The organism is Streptomyces sp. NPDC052042, from assembly GCF_044548345.1.
Lineage (GTDB): Bacteria > Actinomycetota > Actinomycetes > Streptomycetales > Streptomycetaceae > Streptomyces.
The window spans coordinates 78,121-95,731 of record NZ_JBIUBU010000015.1 but is presented as its reverse complement, the minus strand read 5'-3'; the positions used below and the strand labels follow the sequence as shown (position 1 = coordinate 95,731).

Genomic DNA, 17,611 nt, shown 5'->3' with positions numbered 1-17,611 from the left:
CGCAGCGCGCGCCCACCCGTCGCCGCCCCTGGGCGCCGCGGCCGACCCGTCAGCGCGTCGCGTCCGCCAGGGCACGGTCGGCCGCGGCGCTCGACCGCTGCCACAGCGTGGTGAGCGGCTCCCACACATGGACCCCGCCGGGCATGCCGACCGCGGACCGGGGGAACGTGACGCCCACGTGCGAGGGGTCGGCCGCCACCGAAAGGCTCCGGACGACGTGCCCCTCGGCGGTCTTCGGGTCGGCCGTGCGCACCGCGGCATACGCCCGCTCGCCCCGTGCGAGGGTGTAGGGGCCGCTCTTTGAGGGCGGCACGGGCTGGGCGGATCCGTCCAGGCCCCGGAAGGTGACCGTGGGGATCCGGTCCACGACGCAGGTCTTCGTGCCGTGGTGGGTGACGCTGAGCCGGGCGACGTTCGTCCGGCCACCGGGCGCGGCCCGCACTTCGAGGTCCTTCTCCGGACAGACACCGGGGCGGCTCGCGGCGCGGTCCGGTGCCACGGGGGCCGCCGACGGCGCCGCGGTGGCCGTCGACGCCAGAGCGGCCCCCACCGCACCGGCGGTGAGGGCGGAGACGAGAGCGGAGCGGAGACGCATGGGTTTCTCCCGTGGGATCGGCGGCCCGCGGACGCGGCCGGGCGGTCCGGCGGCCGGCGCGGCCGCCACGGCCAGTGTGACCGGTGCCACCCGGCCTTCGCGACAGAACGGCGATATCGCCACGGGCACGTCCGTGTCGGCGTCTTTGTGACGGGGTGGGCCGACGCACCTGCACCGAGGGCGCGGCGCCGCCGCCGTGGCGGGGTGGGCCGGGGCGGCTCTCAGCGCGCGCGGACCGTGGCCATCACCTCGCGGTCCGGCTGCAGCGTCAGCGACGGTACGGGGTTGATCACGCCGGGGTCCACCTCCAGGGCGAAGCGGCGGGCCAGCACGGCCAGGACCAGCACCGCCTCGACCATCGCGAACCGTGTGCCCAGGCAGACCCTCGGGCCCCCGCCGAACGGGAACCAGGCGTACTCCGCGATGTCGTCGCCGTGCTCGGCGTCCCAGCGCTCGGGGCGGAACTCCTCCGGGTCGGGGAACCAGCGCGGATCGCGGTGCGTGGCCCACTGGCTGGTCCACACCCGGGTGCCCTCCGGCATCGTTACGCCTCCGATCGTCGCACCCGCCTTGGCGACGCCGGTGACCAGCCAGATCGTCGGGTAGAGGCGCAGGGTCTCCTTGACCACCGCCTGGGTGTACGCCAGCCGGGCGTAGTCGTCGAATCCCGGTTCCCGGTCGCCGAGCACCCGGTCCAGCTCCCCGGCCAGTGCCTCACGCACCCGCGGGTTGCGGGACAGCAGGTACCAGGCCCAGATCAGGGTCGAGCTGGTGGTCTCGTGCCCCCCGATGTAGAGCGTGACCGTCTCGTCGCGTATCTCCTGGTCCGTGAGGTGTGCTCCCGTCTCGTCGACCGCCGTCAGCAGCCGGCTGAGCAGGTCGGGCCGGTCCTCTCCGCCGTCGCGGTGGCGGGCGACGACCCGGGCCACCTCGGCGTCGATGACCGCGGCGGCCCGCTTGATCCTCGCCCGGCCCGGTGTCGGCACCCAGTCGGGCAGCAGCGCGCCGATCCCGGCGAACTCCTTGCCGATCTCCCGCTGGGCCACGTCCATCGCCCGGCCCATCGCGTCGACGTCGGCCGGGGTGTCGACGCCGAAGATCGTACGGACCGCGATCCGCTGGGTCAGCGCCGCCATCGCGCGCTTGACGTCGACTCGTTCACCGTCCGACCAGGTGCCCGCCAGTTCCACCGCGCTGTCCGTCATCGTCGCCGCGTACGAACGCACCTGGCGGGGGCGTACGGAGGGCTGGACCAGCGACCGTTTGCGCCGCCAGTCGGCACCGCGGGCGACCACCACCCCGTTGCCCATCACGGTGCGGAACGCGATGCCGAGTGCGGGCTGGTCGAAGGTGCGTTCCGTTTCCGTGAGCAGGTCGCCGATGTACCGCGGATCGGCGACATACACACTGGGGTTGGGGCCGAACCGCCAGGCGACCATGTCTCCGTGGCCGCGCAGCCGCTCGAAGAAGGCGAGCGGGTCCTTGCCGAACTGCGGAAGGTTCCCGAGGAGCGGCAGCCCCTTCGGCCCCGGCGCGATCGGGTGGCCCCGCAGTTCGGCGCCGGCGGCCAGGCCGGTCTCCGTGGACATGAAAGTCTCCGCTCCCTCGTGACGCGCCCCAACCGGTGCGCGCCGACCTGACATCAGGACTCAACGCACGACGCTTGCGCCATCATCTTCCGTGCGCGGCAGGCGAGTTGTCGAGGACGAGGGCGCAGAGCAGGGGCGGCGGGGCCGGAGGCGGTGGTGTGCCGGGGCGCCGGGCGGGACCGGCGTCCGGTCCCGCCCGGCGGCGCGGTCCGGCAGACCCGCGGGTCCGGTCCGTCCGGGGCCGCGGCACGGCCGGTGGTGCGGCCGGACCGCGGCCCCGCGACCCGGGCGGGACTCCGCTGGGACGGCGTCTCGTCAGACGCCCGGCGGAACCCGGGACGGACGGCCGGTGCCGCGGGTGAGGGAGTAGCCGAAGACCGCGGCGAGCGCTCCCAGGACACCGCCGCCGACGGTCCACAGCCAGCGGTTGGTCCACCAGCCGGAGGCCCAGCCGTCCTCCGGCTCGCTGCCGAGCGAGACCCTGGCCGGTTTCGTGTCGTCGCCGCTCGCGGCCGAGGAGTCCGGCGCCTGCTCGACGGAGGAGGCGCCGGGGACCAGCGGCTCGGACAGCGTGCCGTCCACGTCCGCCGCGCTGCCCTGGTCGACCGAGACGGCCTCGACCTCGGTACGGACCGGAAGGCCGAGGTCCGCCGAGGGCAGGTCGACGACCGTGAGGCGTACGTAGTAGCTGCCCGGCAGCGGGTCGTTGGCCCATGGCTCGGACCAGGCGCGGACGGTCCGCAGCACGCAGGTGAGTTCGACCGACGACGCGTCCGGCGCCGCCTTCCCGGTCTGGCGTCCGTACATGCACGCCTGGCGGCGCCGCAGTCCGTCGTACACGTCCACCTGCCAGGTCGACGCGCCGTTCCGGGCGGTGCTCTGCGGCAGGGTGATCTTCGCCTTGACGGTGGCCCGCTGCCCGGCGTCGGCGGGGAACACCCAGTACAGGTAGTCACCCGTGGACGCCTCGGCGGTGGCGCGCTGGTTCTGCTGGATCGCCGTCGCCGTGCGGAAGGTGGTCCCGGCCTCCGTGGGGCCCGGTGCGCCCTCCGCGCTCGGGCTCGGGTCCGCCGACGGGTCGTCGGCCGTGGCGGGCCCCGCCGAGGTGAACAGGGCGAGTCCGCTCAGCAGCGCACCCGCGAGTGCGCGAGTCGTACGCCTCATCAGTTGGTCCTCCAGATGGCGATGCGCCAGCGCGAGAGCCAGCCCGTCAGCAGCCCGGCCACCAGTCCGGTGAGCACCAGGGCCCCCAGCAGCCACCAGCCGCGACCGAGACCGAAGGCGGCGACGTCGGCCGCGTCGTCGGGGGCGCCCACCAGGTCCACGGTCAGCTCGACCGGCATGCCCGGTTCGGTCTTTACCGACGCCGGGAGCGAGAAGGAGTTGCCGACCTGGAGGCACACGGTCTCGGCGGGAGGCTCGGTGCCGTCGTCCGCGGCGTCCTGTTCGGGCTTCGGGTAGCGCAGCCCGGAAGAGATCGCGTCGGTGCGGCCGGTGCCCGATTCCGAGCCCCGGACGATCTCCCGTCCGTGCACGGTCACCGCCCGCAGCAGCACGCCGTAGTCGTTGTTCACGGCGCGGTCCGCGAAGACGCTGACGGAGGCGCGCAGCTCCTGGCCGGGCCGCACGTCCACCCGGTACCAGCGGTGCTCGCCGATCTTCTGCCGGTCGGTGTACAGACCCGCCTTGAGCTCAGGTGCCCTGGCGCAGCTGCCCGCGCCCTCGGTCACCACCGGAGTGACGACGGGCTCGGCCGCCCGGTCGACCAACTGCTTGACACGGCCTGAGAGTTCGTCGGCGTGCTGGACGGCGGTGTACGTGCCGCCGGTGGCCTCGGCGATGCAGGTCAGCTGGTCGCGGATCTTCGCGTTCGGCACCAGGCCCAGCGTGTCGATGACCAGGTGGATGCCGCGGGCGGCGATGTCACGCGCCACCTCGCACGGGTCCAGCGGACCGCAGGTGTCCTCGCCGTCCGTGATCAGCACGATCCGCCGGGTGGTGTCCCCGCCCTTGAGATCGTCGACGGCGCCGAGCAGGGCCGGGCCGATCGGCGTCCAGCCGGTGGGGGCCAGGGTGGCCACGGCGGTCTTCGCCTCGGTGCGGTCCAGCGGGCCGACCGGGTAGAGCTGCCTGGTGTCCTTGCAGCCGACCTGTCGGTCGTCGCCCGGATAGTCGGCCCCGAGTGTCCGGATGCCGAGCTCGACCTGCTCGGGCACCGCGTCCAGGACCTCGTTGAACGCCTGCTTCGCCGCTGCCATACGGGACTGGCCGTCGATGTCGCGGGTCCGCATCGAACCACTGACGTCGAGCACCAGCTCGACCTTGGGGGGAGCCTTGGCGGGGGCCTCGTCGGCCGCGGCGGGAAGTGCCGAACCGAGCCCGGCGGTCAGGGTGGCGAGCATAATGCCCACCCCGGCCGTCAGCCTTCTTCTTATGATCATCGCCGGATACTATTGAAGATCGCTTCGCTTCCCCAAACCGGTGCGGAGCCCGCGACCGCTCCCTTCTCCCGTCTGCCGCGGCGCGGGTGACGCGCGGTCAGCACACCGCCGAGACGCGGACGGTGGAGTGCGGCCGACGGGCGTGGGGCGTGGCCTTCGAGGCGCTGGACCGGTCGGCGACGGGCCACCTGCCCCGTGTCCGCCGAGCGCGTCCGGGGGCGTGCGCCGGGGAGCCGGCGTCGCGGGCGCGGACGGCGGAGGCGACCTTGCCGGACCCATGCCGCGTCCGGCGCGGGCCGGACGGCGCACGCCGGGAGGTTCGGGCCGCGCGTGCGCCCGCAGGGTGGCCACCGGCCCGGCGTCCGCCCGCCCTCTGCCACCACCGTCTCCGCATGACCGCGCCCGCACCGGTCGTCTGCGGGGCCGCGTACGCCGACGCGCAGCGCGGCCCGGCGCCTTCCGCGCGCACCGGACGCGCGCCCGCGGGATCGGGCGGGCGGCGGCCGGTGCGCGCGGTCCTGGGCGATCAGGCCGTCGCGCCACGCTCCTTGAGCATGTCCGCCATGAGCCCGATCTCCGACTGCTGGCCCCGGACCATGCCCGCCGCCAGGTTCTCGATCTCCCCGGTGCCGGCCACGTCGGCCGCTGCCTGAGCCATGTCCGCACCCGCGCGGTGGTGTTCCGTCATCAGCTTCAGGTACAGCACTTCGGCGTCCCGGTCCTTCGTCTTGCGCAGCGCGTCCAACTCGGCGTCGGTGGCCATGCCCGGCATCAGCGAACCGTCGCCCCTGGGAATGACGGTGTGTCCCATCCACGCCATGGGAGGAGCACTGGACGACTTCGGCCGGCCCCATGCCTCCAGCCAGCCGAGCATCATGCCCCGCTGGTTGGCCTGGGTGTTGATGATGTCGTACGCCAGCCGGCGCACCTCCTCGTCGGACGTGCGGTCCCGCACGATGAACGACATCTCGACCGCCTGCTGGTGGTGGACGGACATGTCGCGGGCGAAACCGACGTCGGCCGACTTCTCGACGGGCGCGGCCGGTGCCGCGGCGGAGTTCCCGGAGGGGCGCCCGGCGAGCATCAGCGCGAAGAGTCCCAGCGCCACCAGCAGTACCGTGCCGCCCGCCACCGCCAGGGTGCGCGGAGAACGCGAGGGGGCCGTCATCGGGAGACCCCGCCGGTGCACGCCGCGCCCGGCTCCGGGGTCTGCGGCCCCTGCACGTACTTGGTGAAGAACTGCTCCACCCGCGCGTCATCGGCGCTCGTCACGGTCACCTGCTTGCCCCAGGCGCTGAGGATGAGCGGGGCGGCCTGGTCCTCGACGGGGCTCATCAGGGAATAGGGCGTCGACTTGACGCGCTCGGTGAGCTTCTCGACGTCGGCCGGGTCCGCCTTCTTCGTGTACGTCACCCAGACCGCGCCGTGCTCCAGGGAGTGGACGGCGTTCTCCTTCGGGATCGGTTCGGTGTAGACGTCCGCCTCGCAGTTCATCCACACCGGGTTGTGGTCGCCGCCGACCGGCGGGTTCATCGAATAGTCGACCTTGGTGCCGACGTGCTCCTGGGAGAGCTTGTCCCAGGTCCGCTCGCCCTTCACGGGCGCGGCCTCGACCTCTGCCCGGGCCTTCTCCTTGTCGTCGGCGGCGGACATCAGATACCCGGTGCCCGCGACGAGCGCGCCGAGCACGGCGACGGCCGCGGTGATGGTGATGACGCGGACGCGCCGTTCGCGGGCCCGCTCCTTGCGGCGGGCCTCCTCCAGCTTGGCGCGGCGTGCCGCGGCTGCGGTGTCCTGATTCTTGGCGGAAGCCATGGGGGATCCTTCGGTTCTGCGGACGGATGGAGTGCGGGGCGATGCCTTCGGGCATGCCGGAGAGCGCCCTCGGTGTCCCGAGGAACGGGCCCTGCTTCTAGATCCGTTGAACCTGCAGCCGGAGGTGGTCGACTTCGCGTACGGCGTCGTTGGACGGGCCGCGGATCGCGGCGGCGCCGGTGAGCGGGGCGACGGGGATCGCCGGGACCGCGCCGGGCAGCGCCACGGGGGTGCTCTGGCCGGGCAGCACGACGGGTGACGTGTGCTCGGACGTGCCCTGGCAGGTGCTTCCCGCGCCGCGCCCCTCCGGGGCGAAGGCCGCCGCGGACTCCGCGGCCACCGGATGCATCGCCACGGCGGCCGGCGCGGCGACCGCGGTGAGGGCGGCGCCGTGGTGCCCGCCCGCTCCCGCGACCGGGGCCGAGCAGCACGAGACCAGGGCGCACAGAGCGAACAGCCAGCCCAGGGCCACCGACACGGGGGCGCTGGGCCCTCGTCGGCGCATCGGTCGGCTCGGTCTGTTCATCCTTGTCATCGTACGGGTGTGTGAATGTTCAAGGACGGGTGGGGCGTGGGTTCCGGGAGCGTGATGCCCGGGCGTCGGCGGCCGGGGCGGTCACCCGCGGTCCAGTGCCCGATCGGTGAGCGGGCCCGCGTATCCGGTGTAGCGTGCGGGCTCGGTCAGCTCGCCCAGGTCGAGGCCGGCGAGCTCCGGCTCCTCGTCCAGGACGTCGGTGAGGACATCGGCCAGATCGGTGGTCTCCGCACGGGCCCGGACGGCGGCGTTCACCAGCACCTCCCTGGCCCGCTCCCGGCCGATCCGGGCGGCGAACACGGCGGCCAGCCGCTCCGAGACGATCAACCCGTCGGTGAGCTGGAGGTTCTCCCGCATCGCGTACGGGACGACGCGCAGGCCACCGGCGAGTTCGGCCGCCTCGTGCGCGGCCCCACCGACGAGCCCCAGCAGTTCGCGCAGCGGCTCCCACTCGGCGTGCCAGGCCCCCGCCGGCCGCTCGTCCCCGGCGGCCAGCGAACCGTACAGGGTCGCCGCGAGGCCGGGCGCGCGCCGGGCGGCCGCCGCGATCAGCGTCGCCCGCACCGGGTTCGCCTTGTGCGGCATCGTGGACGAGTCGCCGCCGTGCCCCTCGGTCACCTCGCCGATCTCGGTGCGGGACAGGATGAGCACATCGGCGGCCGGCTTGCCGAGAGCGCCCGCCGTGAAGGCGAGCGCGCCCGCCAGATCGGCGACGGGGGTGCGCAGGCTGTGCCACGGCAGCAGCGGCTCGGCCAGGCCGAGTTCACTCGCGAATGCCTGCACCAGCGCCATGCCGGGGCCGTGGCGGTCCGGGGCCGTGTCATCGTCCTCCCGCGGCGCGAGGGCGTCGAACGCGGCCAGCGTCCCCGCCGCTCCGCCGAGTTGCACGGGCAGCGATTCCCGTACGGCCGAGAGCCGATCGCGGGCGTCCAGGATCAGTGCGCGCCATCCCGCGGCCTTCAACCCGAAGGTGATCGGTACGGCGTGCTGGGTGAGGGTGCGGCCGGCCATCGGGGTGTTGCGGTGGGCGAGGGCGAGCCGTGCCACCGCGTCCGCGGCCCGCGCCAGATCGTCGAGCAGCTCCGCCAGGGCCCGCGCCGAGACGAGCATGGCGGCCGTGTCCAGGACGTCCTGGCTGCCGGCGCCCCGGTGCACGTACGGCCGGGCGTCCGGTTCGACCGCCGCGACGAGATCGGTGACCAGCGGGACGACCGGATTTCCTGCCGCGCGGGCGCGCAGGGCCAGATCCCGTACGTCGAAACGGCTCGCGTCGGCCGCGGCCGTCACCGCGCGCCCGGCCGCGGCGGGAGCGAGCCCGCAGGCGACCTGGGCACGGGTGAGGGCCGCCTCGGCGTCGAGCATCGCCTGGAGGAAGGCGGCGTCGCCGGTGGCCGCCTCGGCGGGGGAGCCGGCCCGCCCCGGGGCGAGCAGCCCGGCATCGTTCTCGTACGTCAACTGAACTCCAGGATGACCGTTCGCCGCCCGGGAAGAACCGGCGCGCGCCGACGGGAGACCCGCCGGACACCGGCGGCGAACCCATCTGACACCGACGGAGGCGTCGGCGCGCGCCGACCGAGGGGCTTCGGACGGGAAGGCCGCGGCACGTGCCGCGGCGGCCTCAGCCCTCGTCGCCCGGCCGGCGCGCGCCGAACACCGCGCCCTGCGGGTCCCGGACCACCGCGATCCGTGGCCCCTGGGGAACGCTGGTGGGCGACATCGGCAGTTCGCCCCCGCGCGCTGCGCGGTGGCCGCCGCCATGTCGACCTCCGCCGCCCCGAGGTACGGAAGCCAACCGGGCGGCGTCTCGTCGGCGAACGTGCCGTCCATGACCACCAGACCACCGCAGTCCTCACCTGCCAGGCTCCACTGCCGGTACTTCTCCGAAGCGGTGTTCACCGTCCACCCGAAGACCTCGGGGCAGAAAGCGAGCGCCGGTTCGGCCGCAGGGGTGATGAGCTCGACCCAGCCAGCGCTGCGGGGGCGTTCACCCGCTCGACGCCCGTGAAGGCACGCGCCTGCCACAGCGAGAAGACCGCGCCGGACGGGTCCGAGACCACCGGAGAGATAATTTACGGGTGTAATACCTGCTAAAGTGTTTGAGTGAGCAACGCGACCGTCCGATCCAGCCAGCCGTCCGTCCGCATGTTCCCGCTGGTGGCGCCGCTGCGCCTCAACCGTCCCTCGGACATGTGGTTCAAACCGGCGACGAGTGTGGTCGTCGCCTCGGCCGTACCGAATCTGACGCTGTTCGCCCTCGACCGGCTGGACCTCGTGATGTACACGATGGCCGGTTCGCTCTGCGCGCTGTACGGGCACAATCTGCCGTACGCCCGCCGTGCCCGCGCCGTCGCGGGCGTCGTGTTCTCGATGGTCGTCGGCATGGCGATAGCCCTGGTCACCGCCTCGCTCACCGGGTCGACCGCCGTACTGATCGCGGTCGGCGCACTGCTGGCGGCCGCGCAGAAGGTCCTCTGCGACGCCACCCGCATCGGTCCGCCCGGACCGGTGATCTTCACGTTCGTCACCTCGGCCGCGCTCTTCGGCCCGCAGCGCCTCAGCCAGGTCCCCGGCCACCTCGCGCTGGTGCTGGCCGCGGGAGCGGTCTCCTGGGCGGTGACGTTGGCTCCCGCGGTGTTCCGCAGGGAGGGCCCCGAGCGCCGGGCGACCGCCCGAGCCCTCGATGCCGCCGCCGCGTACGCCGAGCGTCCCGGCCACCGCACACGGCACGCCGCCGTCGCCGCCGTGCACGCGGCCTGGCAGTCCCTCTTCGCCTCCGGCCGCCCCACAACCACCCGCCGCGCACTCGAACGCCTCGTCGTCCAGGCCGAGGCCGCCCTGGCCGGAGGGGAACCGGGCGGGGGCCCGGCTGCCTCCGGCACCCCCGGCCCCGGCCGTCTGCGGGACTGGGCGCGGCGGACGCGGGGCCGAGGCCCCGTACCCGCGCCGCCCCCGGCACCCGGCACGTCCGAGGAGCTGTTCGGGATCGACGCCGAACGGGCCGCCCGCCATGCCGGAGGGCGCCGCGAGGCCCGCCGCGCACTGCTGCGCGGCCTCGCCCCGGGATCTCCGCTGCTGCCCATCGGCGCCCGCGCGCTCATCGGCTGCGCCCTGGCCGGATACGTCTCCCAGGCGGCCGGGGTCGGCCGCCCGTACTGGGCGATCGTCACCGCTGCCTCCCTCTACCAGGCCAATGTGTCGCTGACCTGGAACCGGGCCCTCCAGCGCACCCTCGGCAATCTGCTGGGAGTCCTCGTCTTCGCCGCCGTCCTGCCGCTCAGCCGGGTCTCGCCCCTCGCGCTCATCGGCTGCTGCCTGTTCTTCAACTTCGCGGCGGAGGCCCTGATCACCCGCAATTACTGGCTGGGCTCCGTCGCCGTCACTCCGATGGCGCTGCTGGTCCTGGAGTTCGGCGGAGCGTATCCGGCCGGTGAACTGATCGCCGACCGGGCCCTGGACACCGCGATCGGCGCCGCGGCGGGCCTGCTCGCCGCCCTGCTCGTGACCAACCGCCGGGCCAGCGGACGCCTGGAGAAGGCCCTGGCGGACACCGACCGGGCCCGCGTCCGTGCCGTCCGCCTGCTCGCCGCCCCGCAGCCCGCCCCCGCCGCTCTCGACGCCGCCCGCCGCCGGCTCACCGGATCGCTCGTCGAACTGCGCGAGGCCGACGACGCGGCGGCGGGCGAATGGTGGCAGCGCGCTCTGCCCCAGGAGCAGGTCCTCGCGGCGGAGCGGGCCGGACATCGTACGCTCGCGGCGACAGCGACACGGCAGGGGCTGCTCGCCCCGGCCCAGGAGAACGGAGCGGTGTGACCGACGACATCGTCGCCTCGGTGGTACGGCAGTGGCAGGCCGTCAACCCGGAGCTGGACACCGGACCCATGGAACTCATCGGCCGCATCAACCGCTGCGCGGCCCTGCTCCAACAGGCGGAGGACGCCCCGCTGCGCGCCGCCGGGCTGACCCGCCCCGAGTTCGACGTGCTCGGTGCCCTGCGCCGCACGGACCGCGAGCTCACCCCCGGTGAGCTGGCCCGGGAGACGTTCTCCTCCGGTGCCGCCGTCACCAAGCGACTGCGCGCCCTTCAGGAACGGGGACTGGTCGTCCGGCGGGGCGACGAACGCGACCGCCGCGTCGCCCACGTCCGTCTCACCTCGGAGGGCTGCGAACTCGTCGACCGGCTGCTGCCCCGGCAGTTGGCGTACGAGAGCTCGGTGCTGTCGGGCCTCGACGAGCAGTCCCGCGCCCGGCTCAGCGCCCAGCTCAGCGAGTTGCTGGTGCAGTTGGAGGGACGCATCGGCGCCGGCCGGCGCTGAACCGGGGGCCGGCGTCAGCTCGCGTCCAGTAGCGCGACGGACCGGCGCAGCTCACCGGCGCGGCGCAGCAGCGCCGCGTCCTCGCCCCGGTCGGCGGGTGCCGACGCCACGAGGGCGAGCCGGTCCCGCCGGCTCGACCCGGCCAGCGGAACGGCCACGGTGTGCAGACCGGGGACCGACTCCCCGCGGCCGACGGCGTATCCGCGGGAACGGACGAGCACGAGATCCGCGAGCAGTGCGGACCGCGTGGTGAGCGTCGTGGGCGTGAGCGCCGGCAACTCCTCCTCCGGGTAGAGGGTGCGCACCTGTTCCTCCGTCAGCGACGAGAGCAACAGCTTGCCGCCCGCGGTGGCATGGGCGGGATGCGTTCGGCCCGGCTCCAGCATCACCCGCACCGGATGCGACGACTCGCGGCCGTCCGTGACGATGATCTGGTCCCCGATCAGTGCCGCGCTCTGCACGGTCTCACCGGTGCGCCGCGCGGCGTCGTCCAGCACGGCCCCGAGCCGCCGGCGGGCCGCCGCGCCGAAACCGGCCGGGAGGCCGAGCCGTACCAGCTCGGGCCCGGCCGCGTAGCCGCGCCCCGAGGAGTCCCGCACCGCGAAGCCGCGGCCCTCCAGGGTGCTGAGCACCCGATGGGCGGTCGAGCGGCCGACGGAGAGAAGTGAGGCCGTCTCGGTGACGGTCAGCCTGTCGTGGACGAGGAACAGCTGTATGAGCCGGAGCCCGGTGTCCAGTGACTCGATGGTGTAGCGACGCGTCTGCCCCATGGCGTATCCGTTCTGTCGTCGTGCCGTTCTGATGTTGTGCGCTCCGCTCCGTCCGGGGCCGGGGGCCGCTCCGGTCCGAGCACGGGGCCGGACCGCCATGCCGCGTACGGCCTCCGCCTGTCAGGGAGCCGGGCGGAGCCGACTGGCCCGTAGGGGTGAAGTTCGTGCCTCGGCCCGGAGCGGAGCCACCGGACCGCGCCCCGGTCGGGGCCGCCGTCGGTGGTGACGACCGCGGCGGCCTGCGCGATGTGGGTGGGCGGTCCTGCGAGGCGATACCGGACGGCTGCCTCATGAGAGCGCGGCGGCCACTGCCGCACCCCGCGGATCGATCAGGAATGTGCACCTTTCGGTCTACTTCAATCACATGTGTTCTCGTCCCTCGGGGAAGGACACCAGTAGGCGTTCGCGGCCGAGCACTTGGGTGGCCATCGTGCCACTTTCCCCGTCAATCAGGGCTGTTCCCGCGGGATCTCGTCGTTCGTGAAGCATGGGTTCGTCCTGCCTGGCGGGACATGGACATCAGATGTGCGTCCATTTCGGCGGTCAATTACCCAGTGTGTGCGGATAGAGGCGCAGTGTAGGCAAACTCGCGAGTGTATTACCGCGCGAGCGTTCGCGCAGGGGGTTGGGTGAATGTGCCGAGGCGCTGATTCGATCTGACTAAGCTCACGCGCAGCGCAGCCGAGTTGAGATGAATTCGAGTGCTTGTTCTCAACTGTCCAGCACGCGCTTGTATCTCCCGAATCAACCGCCCGAGGTTCTAGATGGTCCGTGTCGAATCACCACCGACCGAACGGCAAGCACCTGTCGTCCGAGCCGTGCTGCCGCCCGTGGTCCTGTGCGGTGGAGCGACCGCCGCCGCGGTCGCGCTGGTTTCCGAGGCCGCGCGGATACCAGTCGTCTGGTGCGGCGCGCTCGCCACCGTCGTGATCGCCGTGCTCACTGTCCGGCTCGCCCGACGCGCACGCGCCATGCGCGTCCAGCGCGCCGCGTACGAACGGCGCTTCGCCGACCTGGAACGGCGCATCGCCGCCCATGACGACGAGACCGTGAGGATCGGCAAGGAACTCCTGCCCGCCGCCATCCACCGGCTGCGCGTGGGAAATTCGCCCGAAGAGGTGCTCCGGGACGTTGTCGACGCGGACGAGCGCTACCGCGATCTGCCCGAGGCGCAGCGCGCCTTGGTCTACAAGGTGCTGAACATCATCGACAACGAGGAGGCGCTGCGCGACTCGGCACAGCGCGCCTTCGTCAACGTCGCCCGCCGCGTCCAGGCGATCGTCCACCGCCAGGCGAGCGAACTGCGTGAGATGGAGGAACACCACGGACGCGACCCCGACGTCTTCGACGACCTGCTCCGCATCGACCACGGCACCGCGCTGATCGGCCGTCTCGCGGACTCCATCGCCGTACTCGGCGGCGCCCGCCCCAGCCGTCAATGGCCCAAGCCCGTACCGCTGTTCAGCGTGCTGCGCGGCGCCATGTCGCGGATCCTGGAATACCCGCGGGTCGATCTGCACTCGATCGCGAAGGTCGCCATCATCGGCACCGCCGTCGAACCGCTCATCCACGCCTGTGCCGAACTCCTCGACAACGCCACCCGTTACTCGCCTCCGCAGACCCGGGTCCACGTCACCGCCGTCGAGGTGCAGACCGGCATCGCCATCGAGATCGAGGACGGCGGTGTCTCGCTCAGCGAAGAAGCCCGCGCGCGGGCCGAGAACATGCTCGCCAGGGCCCAGGCCGGCTCCAGCATGAACGACCTCGGCGAGTCCCCGCGTCTCGGTATGGCCGTCGTCGGCCGGCTCGCCAGGATGTACGACCTCCAGATCTCGCTGCGGCAGTCCGCGTACGGCGGCGTCCGGGCGGTCCTCATCGTGCCCCGCGCCATGATCACCACCGGCCCGGCCCCCGGAATCGCGCACGGCATCGGCGCCACCTCGCGGCCCACCAGCGACATCGACCACGAGGCGATGAAGCACGTCGTACCGGCCCGGCGCAAGCCCCGTCCCGTCGCGCAGCGGCCCGCCACCGGCCCGGTCCAGTCCGCCACCCGCCCGGTCGCCCCCGCGGCGGCCGTGGAGGACGACCTCCCCGTGGTCACCGAGTGGACCGCCGGCGGCCTCCCGCAGCGCCGCAGCCGCGTCCGCGCACCGCTGGGCTCGCACAACGTCCCCGCACAGTCCGCCGACCCGGCCACGGTTCAGCGCAACGGCCACGTCAACGGTCACGGGCAGGGCCACGGACACGGTCACGGTCACGGACAGGGCGGCGAGAACGGCCGGGACCAGCCTCCCGGGCTCTGGCTGGAGGCGTTCACCAACGCCGTCAACGGCGTGCCGCAGGAGCCGAAGACCGACGAAGACTCTGACGACGCCCGGGACAAGGGAGACCTGAAGTGATCCAGCAGCGGGGAAACATGGACTGGATGCTCAAGGAGCTGGCCGACGACGTGCCGGACATCCACCAGATCGTGGTGCTGTCCGCCGACGGTCTGCGCATCGCCCAGCACGGCGGCGACCCCGACGTCGCCGACCGCCTCGCGGCCGCCTGCGCCGGACTGCAGAGCCTGGCCGCCGCGGTCGCCACCGAAATCCCCTACAGCGACGGCGTCATGCGCCTGGTCGTCATCGAGGTCACCGGCGGCTTCTTCTACATGATGGCGGCCGGAACCGGCGCGTACCTCGCGGTCCTGGCCGGCGAGACCGTCGACGCCGGACTCGTCGGGGCGCGGATGCGTGACATGGTCGTCAGGATCGGCGCCCATCTGACGAGTCCCCCTCGTCATGACAGGCAGGGCGGATGACCCCGCCCCGACGAGAACGCAGAGCGGCCGATCCGGTGCTGAGCGACCCGGAACGGCTGTACGTGCTCACCGGCGATCCCGACGGAAGCGAGCGCGCAGCGCTCGACCTGGTGACGATGATCGTCGCGAAGGCCCAGCCGACACCGACGGTCCAGCCGGAACAGGCCGTGATCCTGCGGCTCTGCCAAGCCCCGTTATCCGTCGCCGAACTCTCGGCGTACCTGGCTCTGCCGTTCAGCGTGGTGACGTCGCTCCTCACGGAACTCCTGGCGGCCGAACTCATCGAATCGCGCGCACCCATCGTCCGCGCCACCCTCCCGGACAGGTCCCTTCTCGAAGCGGTGATGCATGGACTTCAGAAGCTCTGACACGATTACCGGCCCCCGGCGCGAGGACGTCCTGCCCACCACGGCCACGGCCGCGGTGAAGGTCGTGATCGTCGGCGGGTTCGGCGTCGGCAAGACGACCATGGTCGGATCCGTCAGTGAGATCCGGCCGCTGACCACCGAAGAGACCATGACCCAGGCCGGTGTCGGCGTGGACGACAACTACGGGGTGGAGAGCAAGACCGCCACCACGGTCGCCATGGACTTCGGGCGGATCTCCATCAGTGAGGAGCTGGTCCTCTATCTGTTCGGAACCCCCGGCCAGGAGCGGTTCTGGTTCCTGTGGAACGGCCTGTTCGAAGGCGCCCTCGGCGCCGTGGTCCTCATCGACACCCGCCGTCTCGAGGTCAGCTTCGACGTCATCGGCCGACTGGAGGAACGCGGAGTGCCGTTCGTCGTCGCCATCAACACCTTCCCCGATGCCCCGAAGCACCCCGTCGAGGTGTTGCGCAGCGCCCTGGACCTGCCAGACGAGGTCCCGATGATCGACTGCGACGCCCGGCTGCGCGGCTCCAGCCGCGACGTGCTGATGACCCTGATGCGTTACCTGCACAGTCTGGCCCTCCCGCTCGCCTGACCGCAGAACACACCCCCCGCGCGTCCCATCCGTCCGGATTCCCGTTCTCGGGGATCCTGATCCCTGGAGCGATCGTGACAACCCCCTTCCACTACGAGCCCGGAGCGGCCCGGGGACCGGTTCCGCCCCCCGAGTGCCCGGCCCACGGCCTCGGCGGAATCCACCGGTTCTACGGCCCGGAGGCCGAGCGGGACCCGCATGGGCTGTACGACAGGCTGCGTGCCGAACACGGCAGTGTGGCGCCCGTTCTGCTGCACGAGGACGTACCCGCCTGGCTGGTTCTCGGGCACAGCGAGAACCTGCACGTGACCCGTACGCCCTCGCAGTTCTCGCGCGACTCGCGGCGCTGGCGGGCCCTGCAGGAGGGCACTGTCGGCCCGGACCACCCCCTGGCTCCCATCTTCACCTGGCAGCCGGTCTGCGTGTTCGCCGACGGCGCCACCCATGAACGCCAGCGCGGCGCGGTCACCGACAGCATGGACCGCATCGACACCCGCGGGGTGCGCCGCCACATCAACCGCTTCAGCAACCGGCTCGTCAACGAGTTCTGCCAGGAAGGCCAGGTCGACCTGGTCGGCCAGTTCGCCGAGCGGCTGCCGATGATGGTGATGTGCGCGGTCCTCGGCATGCCCGAGGAGTACAACGACCGGATGGTCCAGGCGGCCCGCGACATGACCCGCGGCACCGAGACCGCCATCGCGAGCAACGCCTACGTCCTGGACGTGCTGACCCGGCTGGTCAAGCGCCGCAGGCGCGAGCCCGCGGACGACTTCGCGAGCTGGCTCATCGAGCACCCCGCCGGGCTGAACGACCAGGAGGTCAGCGAGCACCTCCGGCTGATCCTCATCGCCTCCTACGAGGCGACCGCCAATCTGATCGCCAACGTCCTGCGCATGGTGCTCACCGATCCCCGCTTCCGGGCCAGGCTGAGCGGCGGCCACATGACGGTGCCCGAGGCGGTCGAGCAGACTCTGTGGGACGAGCCGCCGTTCACCGCGGTCTTCGGTCGGTGGGCGGTCGGTGACACCGAACTGGGCGGCAAGCAGATCAGGGCGGGCGACGCCCTGATCGTCGGCATCGCGCCCGCCAACACCGATCCCGTGGTGCGACCGGACCTCGGTGCCGACATGGTGGGCAACCGCGCCCATCTGGCCTTCAGCGGTGGCCCCCACGAATGCCCCGGGCAGGACATCGGCCGTGCCATCGCCGACGCCGGTGTCGACGCGCTGCTGATGAGGCTTCCCGACCTCGAACTCGCCGTCGACGAGAGCGAGCTGCGGTGGATCGGGAACATCATGAGCAGGCATCTGGTGGAACTCCCGGCGGACTTCGCCGCACGCCCGCCGCAGGACGACAAGGAACCGCCGTCCATGGGCAAGCCGCACCCACGGCGCGAGGACTGGGCGGTGCAGCCGCCCGCCGGGCACACCGGTCGCGCATCCGACCGAGACCCGAACCCGGCTCCCGCTCCGGTCCCCGCTTCCAGCACCGTCTCCGCTCCCGTCCGCGCGCCCGCGACGTCGGGCGAGGCGGCGGCAGCGAGCGGGCCAGGGAGTCCGATGGCCGCGGCGACGGCCGTGGAGGGGGCCCGGGACGGGGCAGCCGCCACCGATCCGGCCTTCGCCGACCGGATCCCGCGGCAGCGCGGTGAGTCCGCCCCGATGCGGTTGTGGCGGGCCGTCTCGCACTGGTGGAGCGGCAACTGACCGCACCGGATCTTCCGGGGGCGGCCGCCGCGGGGTAGCGCGGACACCGCGGCGGGGCGGGCCTGTCGTCGGGCGAGG

General features: G+C 72.9%; 16 protein-coding genes. 7 read left to right on the top strand and 9 right to left on the bottom strand.

Annotation, left to right across the window (positions count from 1 at the left end; translation table 11 throughout):
* Positions 1-49: 49 nt before the first annotated feature.
* From ACIHCL_RS23585 to pcaB, 8 genes are all read right to left on the bottom strand, one after another.
* Entirely contained in the window at positions 50-595 is a 546-nt protein-coding gene (locus ACIHCL_RS23585) for a DUF4232 domain-containing protein (RefSeq protein WP_399864522.1), read from the bottom strand.
* A 221-nt stretch (positions 596-816) separates the two neighbouring features.
* Complete coding sequence (locus tag ACIHCL_RS23580) at positions 817-2,184, bottom strand: cytochrome P450 (RefSeq protein WP_399864520.1); 1,368 nt, start codon at positions 2,182-2,184, stop codon at positions 817-819.
* A gap of 315 nt (positions 2,185-2,499) precedes the next feature.
* Positions 2,500-3,348: a hypothetical protein gene (locus tag ACIHCL_RS23575; protein WP_399864518.1), complete on the bottom strand. Its 849-nt coding sequence runs from the start codon at positions 3,346-3,348 to the stop codon at positions 2,500-2,502.
* Positions 3,348-4,625, bottom strand: a complete 1,278-nt coding sequence (locus ACIHCL_RS23570) for a VWA domain-containing protein (protein ID WP_399864517.1) — start codon at positions 4,623-4,625, stop codon at positions 3,348-3,350. The genes ACIHCL_RS23575 and ACIHCL_RS23570 overlap by 1 nt, the downstream gene beginning before the upstream one ends.
* A 526-nt stretch (positions 4,626-5,151) precedes the next feature.
* Positions 5,152-5,793: a DUF305 domain-containing protein gene (locus ACIHCL_RS23565; protein WP_399864516.1), complete on the bottom strand. Its 642-nt coding sequence runs from the start codon at positions 5,791-5,793 to the stop codon at positions 5,152-5,154.
* Positions 5,790-6,440: a DUF3105 domain-containing protein gene (locus ACIHCL_RS23560; RefSeq protein ID WP_399864514.1), complete on the bottom strand. Its 651-nt coding sequence runs from the start codon at positions 6,438-6,440 to the stop codon at positions 5,790-5,792. Before ACIHCL_RS23560 ends, ACIHCL_RS23565 begins: the two co-directional genes overlap by 4 nt.
* Positions 6,441-6,537: 97 nt before the next feature.
* The gene (locus tag ACIHCL_RS23555) at positions 6,538-6,966 is read right to left on the bottom strand and encodes a hypothetical protein (protein ID WP_399864513.1); all 429 of its coding nucleotides are present in this window, start codon (positions 6,964-6,966) and stop codon (positions 6,538-6,540) included.
* 90 nt (positions 6,967-7,056) lie between these two features.
* Positions 7,057-8,430 carry a 3-carboxy-cis,cis-muconate cycloisomerase gene (pcaB, locus tag ACIHCL_RS23550; RefSeq protein WP_399864512.1) on the bottom strand — a complete coding sequence of 458 codons (1,374 nt, stop codon included), beginning with the start codon at positions 8,428-8,430 and terminating at the stop codon, positions 7,057-7,059.
* Between the two features lie 687 nt (positions 8,431-9,117).
* On the opposite strand from pcaB, the gene ACIHCL_RS23545 reads away from it, so the two are divergent.
* A complete protein-coding gene (locus tag ACIHCL_RS23545; protein ID WP_399864625.1) occupies positions 9,118-10,785 on the top strand; it encodes an FUSC family protein in 1,668 nt (555 codons plus the stop codon).
* Entirely contained in the window at positions 10,782-11,288 is a 507-nt protein-coding gene (locus ACIHCL_RS23540; protein WP_399864510.1) for a MarR family winged helix-turn-helix transcriptional regulator, read from the top strand. The genes ACIHCL_RS23545 and ACIHCL_RS23540 overlap by 4 nt, the downstream gene beginning before the upstream one ends.
* Before the next feature lie 14 nt (positions 11,289-11,302).
* On the opposite strand, the gene ACIHCL_RS23535 is transcribed toward ACIHCL_RS23540, so the two are convergent.
* The gene (locus tag ACIHCL_RS23535) at positions 11,303-12,058 is read right to left on the bottom strand and encodes an IclR family transcriptional regulator (RefSeq protein ID WP_399864509.1); all 756 of its coding nucleotides are present in this window, start codon (positions 12,056-12,058) and stop codon (positions 11,303-11,305) included.
* Between the two features lie 764 nt (positions 12,059-12,822).
* Here ACIHCL_RS23535 and ACIHCL_RS23530 point away from each other — a divergent pair.
* The 5 genes from ACIHCL_RS23530 (at position 12,823) to ACIHCL_RS23510 (ending at position 17,533) form a co-directional block, all read left to right on the top strand.
* Positions 12,823-14,460 carry a sensor histidine kinase gene (locus ACIHCL_RS23530; protein ID WP_399864507.1) on the top strand — a complete coding sequence of 546 codons (1,638 nt, stop codon included), beginning with the start codon at positions 12,823-12,825 and terminating at the stop codon, positions 14,458-14,460.
* Positions 14,457-14,864 (top strand): roadblock/LC7 domain-containing protein, encoded by a 408-nt coding sequence (locus tag ACIHCL_RS23525; RefSeq protein ID WP_399864505.1) that lies wholly within the window; start codon positions 14,457-14,459, stop codon positions 14,862-14,864. Before ACIHCL_RS23530 ends, ACIHCL_RS23525 begins: the two co-directional genes overlap by 4 nt.
* Positions 14,861-15,232, top strand: a complete 372-nt coding sequence (locus tag ACIHCL_RS23520; protein ID WP_399864504.1) for a DUF742 domain-containing protein — start codon at positions 14,861-14,863, stop codon at positions 15,230-15,232. The genes ACIHCL_RS23525 and ACIHCL_RS23520 overlap by 4 nt, the downstream gene beginning before the upstream one ends.
* Positions 15,213-15,827, top strand: a complete 615-nt coding sequence (locus tag ACIHCL_RS23515; RefSeq protein WP_399864502.1) for a GTP-binding protein — start codon at positions 15,213-15,215, stop codon at positions 15,825-15,827. Before ACIHCL_RS23520 ends, ACIHCL_RS23515 begins: the two co-directional genes overlap by 20 nt.
* 74 nt (positions 15,828-15,901) lie before the next feature.
* Complete coding sequence (locus tag ACIHCL_RS23510; protein ID WP_399864501.1) at positions 15,902-17,533, top strand: cytochrome P450; 1,632 nt, start codon at positions 15,902-15,904, stop codon at positions 17,531-17,533.
* The last annotated feature ends 78 nt before the right edge of the window (positions 17,534-17,611 follow it).

Bases quoted from the DNA above. Each gene is read 5' to 3' on its own strand.
- ACIHCL_RS23585 (WP_399864522.1), bottom strand. From the start codon at position 595: ATGCGTCTCCGCTCCGCTCTCGTCTCCGCCCTCACCGCCGGTGCGGTG.
- ACIHCL_RS23580 (WP_399864520.1), bottom strand. From the start codon at position 2,184: ATGTCCACGGAGACCGGCCTGGCCGCCGGCGCCGAACTGCGGGGCCAC.
- ACIHCL_RS23575 (WP_399864518.1), bottom strand. From the start codon at position 3,348: ATGAGGCGTACGACTCGCGCACTCGCGGGTGCGCTGCTGAGCGGACTC.
- ACIHCL_RS23570 (WP_399864517.1), bottom strand. From the start codon at position 4,625: ATGATCATAAGAAGAAGGCTGACGGCCGGGGTGGGCATTATGCTCGCC.
- ACIHCL_RS23565 (WP_399864516.1), bottom strand. From the start codon at position 5,793: ATGACGGCCCCCTCGCGTTCTCCGCGCACCCTGGCGGTGGCGGGCGGC.
- ACIHCL_RS23560 (WP_399864514.1), bottom strand. From the start codon at position 6,440: ATGGCTTCCGCCAAGAATCAGGACACCGCAGCCGCGGCACGCCGCGCC.
- ACIHCL_RS23555 (WP_399864513.1), bottom strand. From the start codon at position 6,966: ATGAACAGACCGAGCCGACCGATGCGCCGACGAGGGCCCAGCGCCCCC.
- ACIHCL_RS23545 (WP_399864625.1), top strand. From the start codon at position 9,118: ATGTTCCCGCTGGTGGCGCCGCTGCGCCTCAACCGTCCCTCGGACATG.
- ACIHCL_RS23535 (WP_399864509.1), bottom strand. From the start codon at position 12,058: ATGGGGCAGACGCGTCGCTACACCATCGAGTCACTGGACACCGGGCTC.
- ACIHCL_RS23530 (WP_399864507.1), top strand. From the start codon at position 12,823: ATGGTCCGTGTCGAATCACCACCGACCGAACGGCAAGCACCTGTCGTC.
- ACIHCL_RS23520 (WP_399864504.1), top strand. From the start codon at position 14,861: ATGACCCCGCCCCGACGAGAACGCAGAGCGGCCGATCCGGTGCTGAGC.
- ACIHCL_RS23515 (WP_399864502.1), top strand. From the start codon at position 15,213: ATGGACTTCAGAAGCTCTGACACGATTACCGGCCCCCGGCGCGAGGAC.